The organism is Stenotrophomonas sp. PS02289 (assembly GCF_029960115.1).
GTDB lineage: Bacteria > Pseudomonadota > Gammaproteobacteria > Xanthomonadales > Xanthomonadaceae > Stenotrophomonas.
This window is the reverse complement of record NZ_JASCOZ010000004.1, coordinates 1-20,377: the sequence shown is the minus strand read 5'-3', so window position 1 is coordinate 20,377 and position 20,377 is coordinate 1. Positions and strand designations below refer to the sequence as shown.

At 62.9% G+C, this 20,377-nt stretch carries 22 protein-coding genes; 6 read left to right on the top strand and 16 right to left on the bottom strand.

Annotated features, from left to right (window positions below):
* A complete protein-coding gene (locus QMX83_RS01105) occupies positions 1-273 on the bottom strand; it encodes a BPSL0761 family protein (protein WP_019184714.1) in 273 nt (90 codons plus the stop codon).
* A gap of 315 nt (positions 274-588) precedes the next feature.
* Between QMX83_RS01105 and QMX83_RS01100 the strand changes: the two genes are divergently transcribed.
* The 5 genes from QMX83_RS01100 (at position 589) to QMX83_RS01075 (ending at position 7,411) form a co-directional block, all read left to right on the top strand.
* The gene (locus tag QMX83_RS01100) at positions 589-852 is read left to right on the top strand and encodes a cation transporter (RefSeq protein ID WP_021201833.1); all 264 of its coding nucleotides are present in this window, start codon (positions 589-591) and stop codon (positions 850-852) included.
* Positions 853-989: 137 nt separating this feature from the next.
* The gene (locus tag QMX83_RS01095) at positions 990-1,385 is read left to right on the top strand and encodes a hypothetical protein (protein WP_005413404.1); all 396 of its coding nucleotides are present in this window, start codon (positions 990-992) and stop codon (positions 1,383-1,385) included.
* 73 nt (positions 1,386-1,458) lie between these two features.
* The gene (locus QMX83_RS01090; RefSeq protein WP_170935783.1) at positions 1,459-2,763 is read left to right on the top strand and encodes a TolC family protein; all 1,305 of its coding nucleotides are present in this window, start codon (positions 1,459-1,461) and stop codon (positions 2,761-2,763) included.
* Positions 2,760-4,274, top strand: a complete 1,515-nt coding sequence (locus QMX83_RS01085) for an efflux RND transporter periplasmic adaptor subunit (RefSeq protein ID WP_005413406.1) — start codon at positions 2,760-2,762, stop codon at positions 4,272-4,274. Before QMX83_RS01090 ends, QMX83_RS01085 begins: the two co-directional genes overlap by 4 nt.
* Entirely contained in the window at positions 4,271-7,411 is a 3,141-nt protein-coding gene (locus QMX83_RS01075; RefSeq protein WP_005413407.1) for a CusA/CzcA family heavy metal efflux RND transporter, read from the top strand. The genes QMX83_RS01085 and QMX83_RS01075 overlap by 4 nt, the downstream gene beginning before the upstream one ends.
* 104 nt (positions 7,412-7,515) lie before the next feature.
* Here the strand turns inward: QMX83_RS01075 and QMX83_RS01070 are convergent, their stop codons facing one another.
* Together QMX83_RS01070 and QMX83_RS01065 are read right to left on the bottom strand one after the other, a co-directional pair.
* Positions 7,516-8,346, bottom strand: a complete 831-nt coding sequence (locus QMX83_RS01070; RefSeq protein WP_005413408.1) for a DUF4198 domain-containing protein — start codon at positions 8,344-8,346, stop codon at positions 7,516-7,518.
* A gap of 26 nt (positions 8,347-8,372) precedes the next feature.
* Entirely contained in the window at positions 8,373-8,660 is a 288-nt protein-coding gene (locus QMX83_RS01065; RefSeq protein ID WP_005413409.1) for a TonB-dependent receptor, read from the bottom strand.
* Positions 8,661-8,748: 88 nt separating this feature from the next.
* Here QMX83_RS01065 and QMX83_RS01060 point away from each other — a divergent pair, with 88 nt between their 5' ends.
* The gene (locus QMX83_RS01060) at positions 8,749-8,937 is read left to right on the top strand and encodes an arginase family protein (protein WP_187756563.1); all 189 of its coding nucleotides are present in this window, start codon (positions 8,749-8,751) and stop codon (positions 8,935-8,937) included.
* Positions 8,938-8,966: 29 nt separating this feature from the next.
* Here QMX83_RS01060 and QMX83_RS01055 read toward each other — a convergent pair whose 3' ends face one another.
* The 13 genes from QMX83_RS01055 to QMX83_RS00995 form a co-directional block, all read right to left on the bottom strand.
* The gene (locus QMX83_RS01055) at positions 8,967-9,518 is read right to left on the bottom strand and encodes a DUF305 domain-containing protein (protein WP_282294862.1); all 552 of its coding nucleotides are present in this window, start codon (positions 9,516-9,518) and stop codon (positions 8,967-8,969) included.
* A gap of 74 nt (positions 9,519-9,592) precedes the next feature.
* Positions 9,593-9,868 carry an EF-hand domain-containing protein gene (locus QMX83_RS01050; protein WP_282294861.1) on the bottom strand — a complete coding sequence of 92 codons (276 nt, stop codon included), beginning with the start codon at positions 9,866-9,868 and terminating at the stop codon, positions 9,593-9,595.
* Positions 9,869-9,896: 28 nt separating this feature from the next.
* The gene (locus QMX83_RS01045; RefSeq protein WP_219625521.1) at positions 9,897-12,218 is read right to left on the bottom strand and encodes a copper-translocating P-type ATPase; all 2,322 of its coding nucleotides are present in this window, start codon (positions 12,216-12,218) and stop codon (positions 9,897-9,899) included.
* A gap of 61 nt (positions 12,219-12,279) precedes the next feature.
* On the bottom strand, positions 12,280-13,209 hold the full coding sequence (copD, locus tag QMX83_RS01040) for a copper homeostasis membrane protein CopD (RefSeq protein ID WP_017354978.1): 930 nt from the start codon (positions 13,207-13,209) through the stop codon (positions 12,280-12,282).
* Between the two features lie 10 nt (positions 13,210-13,219).
* On the bottom strand, positions 13,220-13,603 hold the full coding sequence (gene copC / locus QMX83_RS01035; protein ID WP_005413416.1) for a copper homeostasis periplasmic binding protein CopC: 384 nt from the start codon (positions 13,601-13,603) through the stop codon (positions 13,220-13,222).
* A 178-nt stretch (positions 13,604-13,781) separates the two neighbouring features.
* Positions 13,782-14,132 (bottom strand): four-helix bundle copper-binding protein, encoded by a 351-nt coding sequence (locus QMX83_RS01030; RefSeq protein ID WP_012480213.1) that lies wholly within the window; start codon positions 14,130-14,132, stop codon positions 13,782-13,784.
* Positions 14,133-14,202: 70 nt separating this feature from the next.
* Positions 14,203-14,568 carry a DUF411 domain-containing protein gene (locus QMX83_RS01025; protein WP_019184727.1) on the bottom strand — a complete coding sequence of 122 codons (366 nt, stop codon included), beginning with the start codon at positions 14,566-14,568 and terminating at the stop codon, positions 14,203-14,205.
* Between the two features lie 173 nt (positions 14,569-14,741).
* Positions 14,742-15,287 carry a nuclear transport factor 2 family protein gene (locus QMX83_RS01020; RefSeq protein WP_223224792.1) on the bottom strand — a complete coding sequence of 182 codons (546 nt, stop codon included), beginning with the start codon at positions 15,285-15,287 and terminating at the stop codon, positions 14,742-14,744.
* The gene (locus QMX83_RS01015) at positions 15,271-16,041 is read right to left on the bottom strand and encodes a cytochrome c (RefSeq protein WP_005413420.1); all 771 of its coding nucleotides are present in this window, start codon (positions 16,039-16,041) and stop codon (positions 15,271-15,273) included. The genes QMX83_RS01020 and QMX83_RS01015 overlap by 17 nt, the downstream gene beginning before the upstream one ends.
* Positions 16,042-16,053: 12 nt before the next feature.
* On the bottom strand, positions 16,054-17,322 hold the full coding sequence (locus QMX83_RS01010; RefSeq protein ID WP_005413421.1) for a copper-binding protein CopB: 1,269 nt from the start codon (positions 17,320-17,322) through the stop codon (positions 16,054-16,056).
* Positions 17,319-19,187 carry a copper resistance system multicopper oxidase gene (locus QMX83_RS01005; RefSeq protein ID WP_012480217.1) on the bottom strand — a complete coding sequence of 623 codons (1,869 nt, stop codon included), beginning with the start codon at positions 19,185-19,187 and terminating at the stop codon, positions 17,319-17,321. Before QMX83_RS01005 ends, QMX83_RS01010 begins: the two co-directional genes overlap by 4 nt.
* A gap of 113 nt (positions 19,188-19,300) precedes the next feature.
* Entirely contained in the window at positions 19,301-19,720 is a 420-nt protein-coding gene (gene copL, locus QMX83_RS01000) for a transcriptional regulator CopL (RefSeq protein WP_012480218.1), read from the bottom strand.
* A gap of 174 nt (positions 19,721-19,894) precedes the next feature.
* A complete protein-coding gene (locus QMX83_RS00995; RefSeq protein WP_049432857.1) occupies positions 19,895-20,245 on the bottom strand; it encodes a helix-turn-helix transcriptional regulator in 351 nt (116 codons plus the stop codon).
* Positions 20,246-20,377 lie beyond the last annotated feature (132 nt).

Below are 20,377 nucleotides of genomic sequence, written 5' to 3'. Positions count from 1 at the left end.
TCAGATGCGATGAGGGCCGAGCGGGTACCCGGAGAACCAATCCGCCTCGATCTCGCTGCTCAGGTAGGGTCGTACGAAGGCCGACTGGGTCAGCGCTCGCAGCCGCTCTTCGTGCTCAGCAATCGCCTCGATGTCGCTGACGGTTGGATAGTGCCGCAGCAGTCGATATGCCTCTTGCCGCACCTCTTTAGGCACGGCTTGGCTGGCCGCTAGCTGCCTGAGGAACGCGCCCGCCTGCAGCACATTGCGGGTGCGCTCAGATGGCATCGTCATGACATCAAGAATGACTAGCACTAAGGAATGCTTAGCTTATCGCGTTTGTGGCCGGCCAGGGCACGGTGCAACTACAGACCTTGCGATTCCTGTATTAATGTAATATAATCAATAACTTAATTCGCATAAGTGAGCGTTATGTCCATGGAGTGAGGGCCAATAGGAACGAGCAGGTAGCCTGAGCCTTCCCATGATGGGAAGGTCAACAACGCGGGACGGATTACCACTCAACTTGCCTGTCGTTTGACCTTCCCACCGTGGGAAGGCTCATCGTCACGCCGTCGGCAAACCGCCGATGCTTTTGGAGGGTTGTCCATGAATCTCGTTGTTGAAGGTATGACCTGTGGTCACTGTGTCCGAACGGTCACCCAAGCCATTCAGGCCCTTGACCCCCACGCCCAGGTGGACGTCGATCTGGGCAGTGGCGTGGTCAAGATCGAGGGCCTGCTTGCCGTAGAACAGGCGGTTGAGGCTATCCAGCGGCAAGGCTATGTGATCGCTGCGGTGCTCCCTTCTGAGGCTGGTACGCCGGCCGCCCCGGCCGTCGCATCCTCCTGCTGCGGCGGATGCCACCGCTGAGTCCGCGCGAGGGCTTGATCCTGATCAATGACAGTCGGCCCCAAGAGGGCTAGACTGGCCATCATGAGAGCTCGCACGTCCCCTGCCCTGATCTGCCCAGCGTCCGCAGGCGCTGCTTCGGGCGTGCGGGAGCTGTCATGGTGAGGCTGCTGAGGCGATGGCGGCGACCCCGTTCTCGTGCCCGACTGGCATGGCTGGGACTGTGGGCGCTGCTGCTGCAGCAACTCGCGCTGGTGGCTTACGCCTGTCCGCTGGAATCGGTGGAAGCTGGACAAGCGACCCTGATGGTCGGTTGCGAAGAGATGTCCACGCCGGATCCCGATGCTCCGGCGTTGTGCGACCAGCATTGCCAGCGCGATCACATCGCCACGGCCGATGCGAAGGCCCCTCAAGTGCCTTACCAGCCCGCGCTGGCCGCCTTCGCGCTGGTGCAGGCTCTGTTGCCACCGGTACACGCGCAGTTGTATCGGGATGTTCCGGTGTGCGTGTCCGATCCGCCTCCCCTGCAGCGCTTTTGTAGCCTGCTGATTTAAGCCCCCTCCTGGATTGACCCGTGCTCGTGCTGCATGCGTTGCAGCGCGCTCGTTGTCGTTTCCCGGAGGTCTTATGGAGATGTCTTTCTTCTTGCGTGCAAGGCGCAAGATGGCGTGTGGGTTCGTGTTTGCCCTGGCGCTCAGTGGTCCTGTGCTGGCGGCATCGCCCGCTATCCCGATCAGCTACACAGAAGCCCTACAACGGGCGCTTGCTAACGCCCCAACCCTGCAGGTGCGCCGATCGCAGATCGATGCCAGTACCGAAGAAGCCGCGCGTGCTGGCGCGCTTCCCGACCCACGTTTGATCGTGGGGCTGGCGAACTGGCCCGTCAGCGGACCCGATGCCTTCAGCTTGCGGGCCGATGAGATGACCACCCAGCAAATCGGTCTGATGCAGGAGTTTCCTGCGCGTGCGAAACGACGTGCCGAGCACGCCTTGGCGCAAGCGACGCTGGCGCAAGCGCGCTCACTGTCGATGGCCGAACAGCAGATGGTGGCCCAAGCGGCCGCGCTGGCCTGGATCGAGCTGTGGAGTACGCAGCAAGCCGTAGATGCGTTGGAAGGTCTGCGCGAGCCGGCCCGTATAGCCGAGCGTGCGGCGCGTGCTCGCTTGGCAGGCGGCACGGCCGGGGCCAGTGATGTGCTTGCCGCCCAGGCCGCCCTACTGCAGTTGGACAATCGCCTGGAGCAGGTACATGCGGAGCACGCCGCCGCGCAGGCCGGCCTGGCGCGGTGGTTGGGTATTGCACCAGAGGCGATCTTGGCCAGTGGTGCGGCACCGGATTTTTCGCAGTTGCCATTGGAGCCCACCCAACTGCTGGCCAAACTGGACCAACACACGCCACTACTGGGCTGGGAGGCACGCGAGAGCTTAGCCCAGGCCCAGGTGGATGCGGCCGTGGCCGAAACCCGCCCGGATTGGAGTGTGGAGCTCACCTACGGACGTCGCGAGCGCGCACCCGACGGCATGGCGCGCAGCGACATGCTCATGGTGGAAGTGGGTGTGGGCCTGCCGCTGTTCCAGAAGAACCGCCAAGCACGAGGCATCGCGGCACGGCGGGCCGAGCTGGAGGCGGTGTCCGCAGAGCGCGATGAGGCCCGGCGCATCCAAGCCGAGTCGGTGCAACGCGCGATAGCGCGATGGCGCGGGTTAACCGGCCAGTTGGAGCGCCAGAACACGCAGAGCCTGCCTTTGGCGCGCGATCGTGCACGCACGGCGTTGGCCGCCTACGGCGCCGGTGCCGACCTGCAGCCGTGGCTGGAAGCGCGGCGCGATGAGATCGAATTGCACCTGGAGAACGCCCGTCTGCTGGGCGAACAGGGCCGTGCCTGGGCGGCACTGGCCTATCTGCTACCCCATGAGGAGAACACGCCATGAGCCCGACCAAGACGCGTCTCACACAGCTCGCCGTGGCCCTCGGGTTGCTGGCGCTCGGCTTTGCCGGCGGCTACGCCTGGATGACTCGAACCTCTGATACCACCCCGCCCCCCGGCACGAGCGTCGCAGATCAAGCACGCAAGGTGCTGTACTGGTACGACCCCATGGCGCCGGAGCAGCGATTCGACAAGCCGGGCAAATCTCCGTTCATGGATATGGAGTTGCTGCCCAAATACGCAGATGAGGCCATAGGGGGCGGAACGCAGATCGATCCGCGCCTGCAGCAGAACGTGGGCATACGCACTCAGGAAGTGACGGTAGAGTTACTAGGGACTGCCGTACGCGTGCCGGGCACACTGACGTGGGATCTGACCCAGGAAAGCGTGATCAGTGCGCGCATGGAAGGCTTGATCACCCACGTGCAGGTAAAGGCGCCGTTTACCGAGGTTCGTCGTGGTCAAACGCTGGCCACCGTGCAGGCCCCGGCATGGAACGCGGCCATCGCCGAAGCACATGCCCTGAGCCAAGCTCAGTCCGCGGGCGCGCGTGAGCTGCAGGGTGCGGCGCAACAACGGTTGCGTTCGTTGGGTGTTCCTTCTGGCGCCTCGGCCAGAAGTGGCGTCGTGCTTAGCGCAGACCACAGTGGTGTCGTGACCGAGATCCTGGCACGCGAGGGACAGACGGTGATGCCCGGTACGCCACTGTTCAAGATCAATGGGCTGGACACGTTGTGGCTGGAGGCCTCGGTACCCCAGGCAGCGCTGGGCACCTTGCGGCCGGGGACCTCAGTGCAGGCCACGGTCAGTGCCTGGCCGGCAGAGCGCTTTGCCGGACAGATCCAGGCGTTGCTTCCCCAGGTCGACATGGCTAGTCGCACGCAGCGGGCGCGAATTGTGCTGCGCAACCCGCAGCGTCGGCTGGTGCCGGGCATGTTCGCCGAGGTTCTGGTGCAGCCCGACGCCGAGCAGGCCCTGCCAGTCGTTCCCACGGAGGCGCTGATCGCCACCGGGCGGGACAGCCGGGTCATCGTGCAGGATCCGGACGGGAGCTTCCGGCCAGTGCGGGTGAGTGTGGGACGTAGCGTGCAAGGGCGCACGCAGATCGTGGCAGGCTTGGCCGGTGGTGAACGCGTGGTCGTCTCGGGTCAGTTCTTGCTCGACTCCGAAGCCAGTCTCTCCGGTGCGTTGGAGCGCCTGGGTGCTGCACAACCGACACGCCCTGCCAGCGCATCAGGTGTGCACGAGCGCCATGACGCCGGGCACGAACCACGCACTGTCGTGCCGTCACCGTCCAGACAGCCGGCGCCTGTCGCGCCAGACACCTCCACCTCTACGCCGCCGCGCTGCCCGGTGCAGTACTGGTATGACCCGATGGTGCCGGAGAAGCATTTCGACAAGCCGGGCAAGTCACCGTTCATGGATATGCAGTTGGTACCCAAGTTCGGCCCCGCCGCAGCCGCTGATTGCCAGGCAAGCGAGGTCATGTCCGAAGCGATGGAGGGCACACCATGATCGCGCGCCTGATCCATGCTTGCATCGCCAATCGCGTGCTGGTGCTGGTTGCCGCCGCGCTGCTGGCGGTGGTCGGTATCTGGTCGGTAAAGAACACGCCGCTGGATGCGCTGCCGGACCTGTCCGATACCCAGGTCATCATCCGCACGCAATGGGCGGGGCAAACCCCGCGCATCATCGAAGACCAGGTCACCTACCCGTTGGCCACCACGATGTTGTCCGTGCCGGGCGTGAAGGCGGTACGCGGCTTCTCCTTCTTCGGTGATTCATTCGTCTACATCCTGTTTGACGATGCCACTGATCTTTACTGGGCGCGCTCTCGAGTGCTCGAGTACTTGAGCCAGGTACGCGATCGACTTCCGCCGAATGTGAATCCGGCGCTGGGTCCTGATGCGACAGGACTGGGCTGGATCTACCAGTACGCCTTGGTGGATCGGACAGGTCAACGTGATGTGGGGCAGCTGCGTGCGTTGCAGGACTGGTTTCTTCGTTATGAGCTAAAAACCGTGCCGGACGTGGCTGAAGTAGCCAGTGTGGGCGGTGCGGTGCGCGCCTGGCAGATCCAGCCCGATCCGCAGGCGTTGGCGGCCCGTGGACTGACGGTGGCCGAGCTCATCGAGGCGGTGGATGCGGCCAACGGCGCTACCGGGGGCTCGGTGATCGAACAAGGCGAAGCCGAACTGATGGTGCGCAGCGAAGGCTACCTGCGCACACAGGAGGCGTTCGAACAGGTGCCGGTAACCGGCAACGACGGCATCCCCGTCCTGCTCGGCGAGGTGGCCACGATCAGTCGCGGGCCGGTCTTCCGTCGTGGTATCGCAGAGTTGGATGGTCAAGGTGAGGTGGCCGGCGGCGTGATCGTCCTGCGGACCGGCAAGGATGCCTTGGGGGCCATTCGGAACGTCAAAGCGCGACTGCAGGCGTTGCAATCCAGCTTGCCCGAGGGCGTGGAAGTGGTGCCGGTGTACGACCGCTCCGAGCTGATCCAGGATGCGGTACGCAACCTCACCCACAAGCTTGGCGAAGAGTTTCTGGTCGTAGCGCTGGTATGCCTGCTGTTCCTGTGGCACCTACGCTCGGCGTTGGTGGCCGTCATCACCCTGCCTTTGGGTATCCTGGCGGCCTTCATCGTGATGCACGCCCAGGGGATCTCCGCCAACTTGCTGTCATTAGGCGGCATCGCCATCGCCATTGGTGCGATGGTCGATGCAGCGGTGGTGATGATCGAAAATGCACACAAGCATCTGGAGCACTGGCGGGAGGCGCACGGCCGGGAACCTCAGGGTGAGGAGCGCTGGCAGCTGATGGCCCGCTCGGCGGCCGAGGTCGGACCGGCCCTGTTCGCCAGCTTGCTGGTCATCACCCTGTCTTTCGTGCCGGTTTTTGCCCTGCAGGCGCAGGAAGGGCGATTGTTCTCGCCTCTGGCCTACACCAAGACCTACGCGATGGCCGCCGCAGCAGGGTTGTCGGTGACCTTGATCCCCGTCTTGATGGGCTACCTGATCCGCGGCCGCATCCGCCCGGAACAGCAGAACCCCATCAATCGCATCCTGATCGCTGGCTATCGGCCCATCCTGCTGTGGGTCCTCAAACATCCCGGTGTCACCTTGCTGCTCAGCGGCCTGCTGCTAGTGCTCACCTTGATCCCCTTTAGCCGGTTGGGCAGTGAGTTCATGCCGCCCTTGGAAGAAGGCAGCCTGTTGTACATGCCCACGGCCCTGCCCGGCCTGTCCGCCGACAAGGCCCGTCAGTTGCTCCAGCTCTCGGGCCGGATGATCAAGACCGTACCGGAGGTTGAGCACGTGTTCGGCAAGGCGGGCCGTGCCGAAAGTGCGACCGATCCGGCACCGATCGAAATGTTTGAGACCACCGTGACCTTCAAGCCGCGGGATCAATGGCGCCCGGGCATGACCCCCCAGAAGCTACGCCAGGAGTTGGACGCAGCGGTCAAGATTCCCGGTCTGACCAACCTATGGGTCCCGCCCATTCGCAATCGCATCGATATGTTGGCCACCGGCATCAAGAGCCCGATTGGGATCAAGGTCTCCGGACCCGATGTGGAGCAGATCGAGCGCCTGAGCCAGCAGATCGAGCAGGTGGCCAAGACTGTGCCCGGCGTGAGTTCGGCACTGGCCGAACGCGTCACGGGTGGGCGCTATGTCGATGTACAGGTGCGCCCGGAAATCGCTGCACGTTACGGATTCACTCAAGGCCAACTCCAGCAACTGATTGCCACGGTCGTTGGCGGTGATCCAATCGGGGAAACGATCGAGGGGCGCGAACGCTATCCCATCGTCTTGCGCTACCCCCGTGGCCAGCGTGACTCGTTGCAGGCCTTGCAGGATCTGCCGCTGATCGCGCCAGGCGGTGTGCAACTGACCTTGAGCCAGGTGGCGGAGCTGTCAATCAGCCCAGGCCCGCCGATGCTCAAGAGCGATAACGGCCGGTTGGTGGGCTACATCTACGTGGATGTGGCCGATCGCGACTTGGGATCGGTGGTCCAGGACCTGCAAGCCGCGGTGCAGACCCAGGTGAGTTTGCCTGCCGGCTATGGTCTGGCGTGGTCGGGGCAGTACGAGTATCTGCAACGGGCTTTGGCACGCCTGCAATGGGTGGTGCCCGCGGCGTTGGCGATCATCTTCCTGGTCATCTGGATGGTGTTTCGCCGGCTTAGCGATGTATCCATCATCCTGCTCAGCTTGCCCTTGGCGTTGGTGGGCGGTTTCTGGTTGATCTGGGGGCTGGGCCATGCGATTTCGGTGGCCAGCATGATCGGATTCATCGCCCTGGGCGGCGTTGCGGCTGAGTTCGGCGTCATCATGCTGCTGTACCTGCGTCATGCCTGGGAGCAGCGCTTGGCCAGCGGTGCGCCGGAAGATGTGTCTACCCTGCAAGAGGCTATCTACGAAGGCGCCGTGCAACGGGTGCGCCCGAAGGCGATGACGGTAGCCGTCATCCTAGCCGGGTTGTTTCCGCTTTTCGTCGGTGCCGGTGCCGGCTCGGAGGTCATGCAACGTATCGCCGCGCCGATGCTGGGTGGCATGCTCACCGCACCGGTGCTCTCTATGGTGGTGATTCCCGCAGCGTTCTATCTAGTGCGGCGACGTGGATTGCGCGCGGCGCGGGGCGACCAATGAGAGACAGACTGAGCACTTGAGGTAAGTCCCCACAAAAAGACGCCAGTCATGGAAGAAGTCATGACTGGCGTCAAAGGGGAGAGTACCGCCTACATGCTTACTTATCAGTGCCCGGCGTGCGGGGAAATCTCAAAGCTCAGCGACGCCCGATCCGACACAAAATCCAAACCCTTTTGTGTAGAGGGCACAATGTGATTGGTGTGGATGTACCAGGTCTTGGCGGTGGTCACCTGGAAACTGGCTTGGCCTTGGGCATCGGTGCGCAGGAGCGTAGCGCTACCGTGCCCACCCTTGACCGGTGCGTCAGCACGATGACCGACGTACACGCGTAGGTTGGGCACTGGCGTGCCCTGCTGCAGCACCTGGAACGACAGCTGTTCGCCGACCTTCACGCTTCCAGGATTGCGGGCCAAGCGGATCTCCAGCGGATAGCCCAGCGAGGCAGCGAAATCGTCGGTCAGTTTTGTGCCCACCTGTCCAATGGTACGAGCATGCTTGGTATAGCTATAGGTGACCCCTTTGGGAAACTTGCTCGCATCATAGGTGGCCAGGGTATCGGGCAAGTCTTCCAACTCCAGGTACTTGCCGAACTCGCTGGCCGTACGCGTGCTGGTGGAGGCCATCGTCGAGACCCCCAGCAGATAGGTGCCCTCGCCCGCCGGATGCACGGTGAGCTGGCTCTGCTTGCCGACCTCTTTCCAACTGGCCAAGTCCGGTGCAGCCTTAGCGCCGCCCTGACTCAGCGAAACGTCCTGTAGACGCGCTCGGGTGACTGCACCTGCACTTTCATCGAAGGTGCCATTGTTCACCAACGCTGTGTTCGCCTCGCCCGCTGCGGTGCCAGGCTTGGAGAAAGCGACAAACAGGTCGTGCGCACCGGCACTGCCGGCCACAGCGAACAGCAGTAGTGTGGCGGATAGTTGCGTGTTTCTCATGATGTGTAGCTCCTCGTGATCGTGGCTTACCAGTGGTAACCAAAGCGGACATTCCAGCGACGACCCAGCAAGTCGTACGTCATGGTGTCGGTGTCGGTGTTGGGGTTGTTCTTCACGAACGGCGCCTTCTTATCGAGCACTTTTTCAACGCCGGCGGAGATATCCCACTTCTTCTTGATGCCGTAGCTCAGTTGCAGGCTGTGGTACACCACGCTGGACACATGCGAGCCGATCGTGTCGGGCACGGCGATGATGTCGTCCGCGCTGCCGATGTACTGCGCCGAATAGACGCCGGTCCAACGGTTCTTGCCCATACGCAGTGAGCCCAAGCCACGCCACTGGGTGTAGCTACCCAAGCCGCTGGTGATCTTGCCGGCGTACTCAATGGTGGTGGCCCCGGGCGTGAGCGCCCCCAACCCACGCGGGGTGAGTCTGGAGGTCCTGGAAGCCCTGCTGGATCTGGTCATGGCCTCGGGCAAGGTACGTGTGGTCGACGTGGCGGAACTGTGTCCGCCCCTGGATCCGGATCAAGCCACCGCACGTGTGGCCGCGCGTTTGATCCACCGAATGGTCAGTGCGCAGGCTCAGTGAAGTGATATCGGCTGGCAAAAGGCAGTGAGCTAATGGGAACGCTCAGCCAGCAACTGCTTCATTTGCGCGATCTCCTGTGTCTGCGAGGTAATAATGTCCTGGCAGAGCTTCACCAACTCAGGATCCTTCAGACGATTCTCCTCACACATCAGGATGGCGCCAGCGTGGTGGGGAATCATCGAACGGATGAACTGTTTGTCAGTGACCGCTGCTTGAGTGCGAATGCCCCACCAGCAGAACAGCATGAGCGCCACCGTCAGACCAGCCAGAATCAGATTGCGTCGGCGATCGGGGTACATGCTGGACATTAGCCACAGCTCGATCAGCAGCATGGGAGCGGCCATCAGGCCCGCCATGTAGAACTGGTTCACGTTGTTATAGACGTTAGCCCACTGATCGACCATTGCGTACATCAATGCGTACATGGCCACGAAAGACAGGCCCATCATCAACAACAGGCGGCCGTAATGGCCTTGATGCCCTTGTTGTGCCTGGTGGGCAGGTTGGTGTGAGGCGTGCGGTTTTGCGTGCTGGGACTGCGGGTCTTGCGCGTTTTCGTGCGTACCGTGCGAAGAGGACATAACAATCTCCGTGGGAATGGCAGAACGGCGGAAGAACCCGCGAACTGTTGGAACAGCTCCCGGGCTGAGAACACTTACATACCCTTGCCGGCAGCGAATTCCTGCGGGCTCAGCTTGCCATCTTTGTTGCTATCGAGCATGCCAAAGTGCGGCGCCAGCTTGTGCTTGGCCAGTTCTTCCTTGGACAGCGAGCCGTCCTTGTTGGCATCGAGCTTGGTGAAATCGGCATCGGCCGCCGCCGGCTTGTGCTGACCGTGGTTGGTGGTGGGCGTGGTGGTCTGGCCGCCGGCGAAGGCCGCGCCCGCCATCAGGAATAAGGCCATCATCGAGAGGGAGGCATAACGCTTCATTGCAGTACTCCTTGTGGGATATGAGCCATCAGTGACAGGAATGGCCGCGCGCAGGCTCATCGGCGCGGTCAGGGTGGGGGGTGGCAACAACGGTGGAGCCGGACAAACGCAGGGCATTGGTGACCACCGAAACCGAGCTCAGGCTCATGGCCAGGGCCGCCATCATCGGACTGAGCAAAAGGCCGAAGCTGGGATACAGCAAGCCGGCGGCGATAGGCACGCCGATGGCGTTGTAGACGAAGGCGAAGCCCAGGTTCTGCTTCATATTGGCCACCGTCAAAGACGAGATGGCACGGGCTTGCACGATGCGCCTCAAATCACCCTTGACCAGGGTGAGCTGGGCGCTGGACATGGCCACATCCGTGCCCGTCCCCATCGCGATGCCCACATCGGCTGCCGCCAGGGCCGGCGCATCGTTGATGCCATCGCCAGCCATGGCCACGCGACGACCCTGGGCTTTGAGTTGCTGGACCAGGTCGGCCTTGTCCTGCGGCTTGACGCCACCACGCACATCCTCGATGCCCAGCGTGCGCCCCACGGCCTCGGCCGTCGCCTGTGCGTCACCGGAGGCCATCACCACGTGCAGGCCATCGGCACGTAGCAGGTTCAAGGCAGGCAAGGTCGTGGCTTTGATGGGATCAGCCACCGCAATGGCGCCGGCCAACCGACCATTGACCGCCAGGAACATCACGCTAGCGCCTTCTTTCCGAAGACGCTCGGCGCTGCTTTGCAAAGGTGCTACATCGGCGCCAACCGACGCCATCAGGCTTTGGTTGCCGAGCACGACATCCTGATCGGACACGCGCCCGCGGACGCCTTGGCCGGTGAGCGAATCAAAATCTTGGGCGGCCACCAGGTTCAAGCCACGTCGCTGGGCTTCAGCCACGATGGCCTCGGCCAAGGGGTGCTCACTGCCCTGCTCCAAGCTGCCGGCCAAACAAAGGATCTGATCGGCGTCGAAGCCGGCGTTGGAGAGCGTGTCGCGAAAGGCTGGACGCCCCTCGGTCAACGTACCGGTCTTGTCCACGATCAACGTGTCGATCAGACGTAGCTGCTCGATCGCCTGAGCATCGCGGAACAGGACCCCGACCTGCGCAGCGCGGCCAGTGGCGACCATGATCGACATGGGGGTAGCCAAACCCAAGGCACACGGGCAAGCAATGATCAGAACCGATACGGCATTGAGGACGGCAAAGGTCCAGGACGGTTCGGGTCCAAACAGACCCCATCCGAAGAACGTGAGCACCGCCGTGGCCAGCACGGCCAGGACAAACCAGTACGCCACCTTGTCCGCCATACGCTGCATCGGCGCGCGGGAGCGCTGGGCTTGGGCTACCAACTGCACAATCTGCGCCAGTACCGTCCCGGATCCGACTTTGTCCGCCCGGATGACTAAGGCGCCCGTCCCGTTGAGCGTGGCGCCTATAACGTGATCACCGACAGCCTTCTCCACCGGAATGGGTTCACCGGTCAGCATCGACTCATCGACACTGGCGCGGCCTTCGATGACTTCCCCATCGACCGGCACCTTCTCGCCCGGTCGTACGCGAAGCAGATCACCCACGTGCACGTGATCCAGCGCAACGTCCTCTTCGCCCCCATCGGGTTTGACGCGGCGAGCCGTCTTGGGCGCCAATCCCAGCAGGGACTTGATGGCCGCCGAGGTTTTGGAACGCGCCCGCAGTTCCAGCAGCTGTCCGAGCAGGGTGAGCGAGACGATGACCGCTGCCGCCTCGAAGTAGACCCCTACCCGTCCATGCTCGCGGAAAGAGTCCGGAAACAGGTCCGGTGCCACGGTGGCCACCACGCTGTAGCCAAACGCGGCGGCCACGCCGATGCCGATCAGCGTCCACATGTTGGGGCTGCGATTGCCGATGGACTGTAGGCAGCGCTCAAAGAAAGGCCACCCCGCCCAGAGCACCACCGGGGCGCTCAGCACGAGCTCAATCCAGGTGCGCGCCTGCGTGGACAAGCCGGGCAGACGGTGTCCCAGCATGGCCAAGACCAGGACGATCAACGTCAAAGGCAACGTCCACCAGAACCTTCGGGTGAAATCGCGTAACTCTGGATTGTCGTCCTCCTCCAGCGAGGGCATCTCCGGCTCCAGCGCCATGCCGCAGATCGGACAGGTGCCGGGACCTGGCTGACGAATCTGCGGATGCATCGGGCAGGTGTAGACCGTGGCGTGGGTACCGCTGGGTTGGGCCACCGCTGCTGGGGCGGTCACTTCAACTTGCTGGGGAGCATCGTCCGTATAGCGGACGGGATTGGTGATGACCCGTCCATCCGCAGCCTCGACAGGGGCTGCGCCTGCAGAATGGTGATGGTCATGGGACGACGGTGAGTTCATGCCGATGCTCGCTTTAGTGGGGATGGACTGCCAAGGCAGTGTGCCATTGCGGGTTACACAGCTATTCGGGGCTGAGCGTCCCGAGCACTGAAACAACAATCAGGATCAAGATGGCCAGCGCGGCCTCAGCCGTAACACTCTGCCGCAAAGCCCGCACCTCCTGCGCGGGATCTCCGCTGGTCAGCGCTCGTTCCAAGCGCGGCACCAGCGTCCATCGGTGCAGCGCTCCCAAACCCAGCATTCCAGCGAACAGGGCCAGTTTGAAAAGCAGCAACTTCCCGTAGGTGCTCTGGAACAGGGCCGAAAACGACCACGCGGTGAGATCCCCGTAGTGCGCGATGCCGGACACGATGAGCGCACCAACGAAGATCGTTCCCAGCGTCGAAAAACCATGCAGAAAGTCATGCGTTGATCGCAGACGCCCGCTGCCGTTCGTCTCTTTGCCGCGCAGCAGCATGGCAAGGAACATCAGGACCGCTGCGATCCAGCCGCCTGCCGCGAGAAGATGGACGATGCCTGCAGCAAGCCGGACCGCGCCTGCCAAGCCCTCGCCAGCGGCGGCGTGGCCGTTCCATGCCAGCGAAGCGAGTGCGCCGCCCGCCAGCATCGCCCCCAGCGGGAAGGCGGTCTCCACCTTCCCGCGGCGACGATGCCATCCGAGCACGAACATCAGGGCGACCAGCAGCGCGCCTCTCGCCATGGCTGCCCGGCCCGCGGACGTCTCGAGCAGATACCAGCCAAGCGATGCGCGATCAACCTCGGCAAGCGGCATTCCCATGATGCCCGCGGTCTTGAAGACGACATCGAGCCCGGTGAGCACGAGACCGGCTACGGCACCCGCCAATAGAACGCCCATGAGTGACCACCCGGCCAAGGCGTCGGCGAGTGCCGATCGACGCGACCCGTACCAACCGAAGAGTGGAACCCCGAAAAGAACCATGATGACAAGGTATTCCAAGAATCTCAGTGCATAAGCCGACAGGTCGAACATTCGCGACTCCTCAGCGCACCGTGAAGCTGAAGCTGCCCGGCATGGGGTGGTTGTCACCACCGACGGCGCGGTATTCCACGGTATAGACGCCCGGAGCCAGCGGTCCAGGCAACTTGGCACGCAGGGTCTTGCCGTTGTTGACGATCTCGGTCGTGAAATTCTCGATCGGCATGGTGGAACTGCCGTGCTTCATGAGCAACTTGAGACGCGACGCCCGCGGAATCAATGTCTCGTTGAACACGAGATCGATCTGGCCTGGCGAGGCCACCACCGCATTTGCCGCCGGTGTGGACTGCTGCAGCGCGGCGTGGGCGTGCGCGACCTGCAGCGAAAACTGCCCGGCCGCGATTGCGAGGACGAGCGCGAAGGAGCGAATGACGTTGGACGACTTCATATGGATAAATCCTCATTGGAATGTGATGCAAAGCCCGTTCGGGAGGGGCCGCGCTGTGTTCGATGCGACAAGCGTTAGATGTCGGACTGTCACTGAAACCACGATTTGTCGGATTTTCTTGATACTTCCGCTTTCGCGAGACGAGGATCCCACCGGCTCAGGCGGGATCCTCGACGCATTACGCTGCCATGGCGCTGCAGCTTTCCGCGCAGCGGCGACAAACTTCGGCGCAGCGCGTCATCTCAGGGTCGTTCATGGCGTCGCATGCATCGGCGCACTGGCGGCAGATCTCCGCGCAGGCACCGCAAACCACGTCGTGAACGCTGGCACCGCGCAGCATCGCGTCGGCACTGGTTGCGCAGGTATCGGCACACGTCGCCAACAGGGCGATGTGCTCCGGGGCCGCGTGAACACCTCCTTTGGTCAGGCAGTAGTTGATGGTCTCCAGGCAGATCGCATGGCATTGCGTGCAGTTGTCGATGCACTCGTTCATGGCCTGGGGCCGGTGTGCTGCGGAATGGTGAGTCATGTAGTTCTCCTTCTTCCTCGCGGGCGAGAATCGGCGCGCCCGCAACACCGTCCCCTGTTGCTGCGACGGATCAGTGCTGTGCGAACGGTTCAGTGGTTCCGTCGCGATGTATCAGCTCGACCGTGAACGGCTGCTGGCGTCCCTCCGGGACCTCCATGCCCGGAGAACCAAGCGGCATCCCTGGGAGGACCAGGCCGCGTGCGTTCGGCTTTTCTTCGAGGAGACGCTTGATGTCCGCGGCCGGAACGTGGCCTTCGATGACGTATCCGCCGATCTCGGCCGTGTGGCAGGAGCCCTTTGCATAGGGGACACCCAACCGCTCCTTGACCAGACCCAGGTCATCCATGTCGTGCACATCCACGGTGAATCCCGCCTTCTGCACGTGGTCGATCCAGACACCGCAGCACCCGCAGGTCGGGGTCTTGTGGACGGTCATGCGTGGCAGGGCTGCTGGAGTCGCGTCGGCTGATTGGACGACAACCTGTGCGGAGGGCGAGGTTGTGGGTTGCGCGGATGAAGCATCCTGGGTGCAAGCACCCAGACCAGCCACGGCAAGGACCACAAAAGTCAGACGGTGCAATGTGAGCGTAGTCATTTCAATCTCTCGACTCAGCGCTTGGTCCGCGAGGACCAGTGGATGTGGACGATCCGCCAGCCGTCCGCGGTCTCCTTCAGCACCATCGTCTCGTCGCTCTGGACGGTCAGTGGCTGGCCGTCCTTCTGGGCATGCAACTCGCTTTCGGTTCCGACCCACGCGAACTCGCCAGCGGCTCGTGCGCGCTGACGGAGCAGCTGGCGATGGGCGCCCTTGAGGAACGCCGCATCGCTGACTGCGTGATGGCCCATGTATTCCTCGCGGCTGCGTTCGGCGCCCCCGGACTCGAGGATGAGAACGTCGGCAGCGAGCAGGGCTTCGACCGTGGCCAGATCGCCGCTAGACAGGGCCCTGTTGAAACGCTCCGCTACGGCGACCGCGGCCTCTGCAGTGACTGGGACGTCGACGTCCGCAGATGCCGCGGCAGCGGGGTGATGTGCGTGCGGCTGTGTCGCCTGCGCCATTGCGGGGGACACGACGGCCAGTGCCAGTGCGAGGGTGAACGAGATTGCTGTTGCGTTCATTGCGTGGGCTCCAAGAAGATCAATGGGGGTGCGCATGGCCGTCATCGGCCACGGGCGTGTGTGGTGCAGGGTGCGACTCCACCTTGCCGTCGGGATGGCCGTGGCTCACCAACCCGACTTCCGTGTCGCTGGGTGTCGGGCCGTGGTGATCGTCGTCCACGCCCGGCGGGTGCGCATGCGGCATGGAGTTGTTGCCCGGCTCGAATAAGGCAGGGTGATCCTCGGCCTTTTCGTCGTCATGGTGGCCTTGCGTCTCGCCGCCGCCATGCGAATGGCCCTCGCTGCTGTCGACAAGTTCCTTGTACGCAGTCGCGTCCAGCGTGGGCAACTTCTGCAGGAAGGCCGACATGTTCCATATGAACTCATCGTCCATGCTGCCGCCCCAAGCGGGCATGCCGCTGGCCTTGATGCCGTGCTTGATCACCCAGAACGCCTCAGCTGGAGCGACCGGCTGTTTGCTTAGGTTCGGTGGCGCGGGGTACAGGCCCTTGCTCATCTCGGTGGCCGCCGCGTCTGGTGAAAGATGGCAGGTCACGCACATGGCGTTGTAGTTGCCCGCACCCTGGCGGATACGCTCAGGATCATCAAGGTTCGTGGGTAGCTGAAGCTTGGCGGCGCGCACCTCAATGGAACGCTCGCGCGCCGTTTCAAGTAGCGCATACACCGGGCGACTATGCGGATCGTCGGCGGCCACGTTGTACACGCCCAGAGAGAGCGTGGCGGTTGCGACCACCGCAACCAATGCCACGCCGGCACCGAGCCATACCCACATCTTTTTGTTGGATTTCATTGTCAGTTCCCCTTAGAACCAGGTACGAAGGCCGATGACCAAGCGCGTGTCTTCAAAGGACTCGCCATGCTCGCGTCGCATGTCTGCGGTATTGCCAAACGCGCGCTCGTACACCACGCCGATGTAGGGAGCGAACTTTCGGGTGAACTCATAGCGAAGTCGTAGCCCCGCCTCAGCGGCACTCAGACCCGAACCTATCCCGCGCAATGGATCGTTCTTGCCATAGGCGGTGACTTCCACCAGCGGCTGCAAGATCAGCCGGTTGGTTAGCAGCAATTCGTACTCGGCCTCGACATTGGCGGCAGTCTGGCCCCCTTCGCCGAGATAGGCTGTGGCGGACACTTCGAACTTCATCGGCGCCAAGCCCTGTACACCGATAGCGGCGAAGTTCTGCGATGCCCCAGGCTTGAAGTCATGACGCACACCGGCCACCACATCCCACCACGTGGAGATACTGCGGCCGTAAAGCACTTCCAGATCAGCCGACTCGGTCTGACCATCCGTGCGTTCGCCTTCACTGCGGAGCCAGACGCGATTGAGGTCCGTACCGATCCAGCCCTGGCCCTCCCAGCCCAGCCCGGTGCCCGGATCGGCATCCCAGGTTTCCAGGCGATTGAGCAGCACGTAGCTCTTGATCGAGTTGTCATGCACCGGATGCGCGTGTTCCGGCGCGATGGCCGCCTTGCGATCCGCGTCCGTCACCGCGGGAATCGGGGTGCGCGGCTGCGTTGGCGCTGCAGGCCCGTGTCCCATCTGACTGTGGTCCATGCCCTCCATCGATTGCATTCCCGCTTCTGGTGTAGCGGGCGCGGGCGAATCATGGCCCATCTGCGAATGGTCCATCCCCTGCATCGCAGGCGTGGCCGTGCCGGAGGTGTCGGCTGCAGCGGGCTGTGCCATCTGACTGTGATCCATGCCCTGCATCGACTGCGCCTGCGCTGTGGGCGCCGCAGGTGTGCTCGCGGGCGAGCCGTGCCCCATCTGCGAATGGTCCATGCCCTGCATGGCAGGCTCGGCTGCGTTAGCCTGCGGCTCGGCGTGGCCCATCGCCGCATGATCGATCGTCGCTTCGCTCGTCTTGGCCGGTGTTGCAGGCTTTTGGGCTGGCGCAGGTTTTGATGTCGGTGCCTGATGTGCAGAGTGATCCTGAGTCTGGGTCTGCGCGCCCTGCTCCATCTGCATGGAGCCGTGCTGCATAGATTGGGCGCTGGCCGCATTGGCCAGGGCCAGCGAGATAGCCGTCAGCGCAGTCAGGGTGGTATCGCGTCTATTGATGTTCATTCGTCGACCCTCACCGTGCGCATCATTCCGGCTTCCATGTGATAAAGCAGGTGGCAATGGAACGCCCAGCTGCCCAACGCATCGGCACGCACGCGATACGTGCGTCGGCTACCTGGCGGCATATCCACCGTGTGCTTGCGCACCATGAAGTTGCCGTTGTCGTCCTCCACGTCACTCCACATGCCGTGCAAATGGATGGGATGGGTCATCATCGTGTCGTTAACCAATACGATGCGCATACGCTCGCCGTAGTTCAGCCGCAGCGGCTCGACATCGGAAAACTTCTGACCGTTGAAGCCCCAGGAGAATTTCTCCATGTGTCCGGTCAGATGCAGCTCGATCTCGCGACCGGGGTCGCGTCCGTCAGGGTCTTCAAAGGTGCTCTTGAGCATGGAATACGTCAGCACATGACGGCCGTTATCGCGCAGGCCATTGCCCGGATCATCCAAGCGCGAACTCACACTCATGGCTTGGTTGTCCAACAGGGGATTGTTGGTCTCGCTAGCAGGGTGTGATTGCATGCCCCCGTGCTGCATGCCTGCCATGGCACCATCGCCGGCGGCGGGCATCGCATGGCCTGCATGGGCCGAGGTCGCGTTACCGCTGACAGGTGGGGTCATGCCAGGCATGCCCATGGCCGCACCACAGCCGCCTTCCATGCCCTTGCTGCCGCCAGACATATCCATCGACCCATGATCCATGCCCATGTCTGCCATCGTCAGCAGCGGCCGGGGATCCACAGACGGAACGGGCGCGCGTAATCCTTCGCGCACAGCGAGCGTGCCGCTGATGTAGCCGGTGCGACCGGAGTCTTGGGCAAAGATGGTGAATGCGTCCTGCCCGGAGGGCTCCACGATCACATCGAAGGTTTCTGCTACCGCGATGCGGAACTCGTCGACGGAAACCGGATGGACATACAAGCCATCTGCCGCCACCACGGTCATCTTCAGCCCCGGAATACGCACATCGAAGTACGTCATGGCAGAGCCATTGATGAAACGCAGGCGCACCTTCTCGCCACTGCGGAACAAACCGGTCCAGTTGCCCAGTGAGGTCGTGCCGTTCATCAGGTAGGTGTAGGTGTTGGCGTTGACGTCGGACAGGTCCGTGGGCGTCATCCGCATCACGCCCCACATCTTGCGATCTTCCAACGTGGCCGACAGGCCGTTGCGCTTCACATCGCGCGCAAAATCGCCGACCGTGCGCTTGTAGTAATTGTCATGGCCCGGCATCTTCTTCAAACGATCGAACAGGGCCGTCGGGTCCAGGTCTGTCCAATCGCTCAGCATCACGACGTAGTCGCGATCGAAACTGAAGGGCTCCGGCTCCAATGGGTCGATGACGATCGGGCCATAGAGCCCGGCTTGTTCCTGGAACCCTGAGTGGCTGTGGTACCAGTAGGTTCCGCCCTGATGCAGGGTGAACCGGTAGTGGTAGGTCTCACCACGTCCGATACCGTCAAAGCTCAGACCCGGCACGCCGTCCATGTTGGCCGGCAAAATGATGCCGTGCCAATGGATGGAGGTGTCCGCGCCATGGATGGAGTTAGCGGGCAATGCATTAGAGACGCGCAAGTTGACCGTGGTGCCTTCCCGCCACCGCAGCAACGGCGCCGGAACGGACCCGTTGACCGTGATCGCGGTGCGGGTCTTGCCGGTGAAGTTCATCGGCGTCTCGCCAATGGTCAGGTCAAACTCAGTGCCCGATAGTACGTTGGGTTGTCCCGGCCCCTTGAGCGCCCAACTGGCTTTGGGCCAGAAACCTAATCCTGCGACTGCGCCTCCCAAGGCCAAGCCTTGGACAAATCGCCGCCGCGAAGGCAGCAGCGGTCCACCGCGTGGACCACGAAAATCATCATGCGACATGAAAATGCTCCAAGCGTCGTGTTGCCACCGGCGGGCGGTGGTACAGAGCGGGCGGCTGGCCTAAACAGGCATGCAAGCCACACCAACGGCGCCATTGCGGCGCCTAGGGACGCTTAGCCGATCGGTGGTCGGATCAGATGAGGCAAGGCAGGTGCCGCATGCCCTAGGGGCAGCGGCATGACATCCAGGCCCAAGGCCAGTTGCACCGAAACATGCAGGCGCGCAGGAAGTGCGCTCGCGCAAGCGTGTACGCAGGCGCACCGGCACGCAGAAGACTTGCAACAGTCGGGACCGGCATGGTCGCCATGCCCAGTGCCAGCCTTTTCAATCGATGTGGCATCGGGATGATGCTCAGCACTGTGATGGGCGAAGCAGTCTTCGTCGACTTGCACCGCGGCAGCCACTTCGCTGGCCTGCTCTTCCATGACCGGGTTCATACTGACGGACGCAAACGCCGACCACGCGCCGTTAAGCACGAGCATGGCGATCAGGAACAGTCGCAGTAGAAGTGAGGAGGCTGACACGGGCGACATGGTATATCACTTTAGACAAGGCGCGTGTGTATCGGTCGTGAACAAAATCTCAAGTAAGCCTGAGATGTCGCGACTTGTCAGTCGCACTAGCCGCGGACACTGCAGCTCCCTCCAGAAGCGCCCAAAGGGCGGGTTGAGGCGAAGAGTTGCCCATAGGGCGAGCGCTTGTTCGGTTTACTTCTCGGGCGTGGCCTCGATCAGCTTCACCAACTCGCGCTTCTGCTGCTTGCTTAGCGAGCCCCAGCGCAGGAGCAACTTGGCCAGCAGATCATCGTCGGTGTAAAGGAAGGCGGCGGGGATCCCCAACGCTTGGGCCAACCACTCAGCAATCTCCAGCATGGGCTCGTGCTTGCCACGCTCGTACTGGTTGATTCGGGGGCTGGCCACGTGAGGATCCAGACCGGCCCGGATGCCCAACTCCTTCTGCGACAAACCCGTGTGCAGGCGGGCTTGTTTGAGGCGTCGAGCGAAGGTCGGTGTTGAGTCGACGGACAAAGTCACGCGCGCACCCCATGGAGACCCCATAAGGATGGCGGATGTACCCAGCCTTGCATACTAAGATATTCTTAGCTTTGAGGCAACCGGCGACACCGGTAGCGCCGCCCCCCCCCCCCGGGGGCCGGGGGGCCGCGGGGGCCCGGGCTCCGCGGGGGCGCG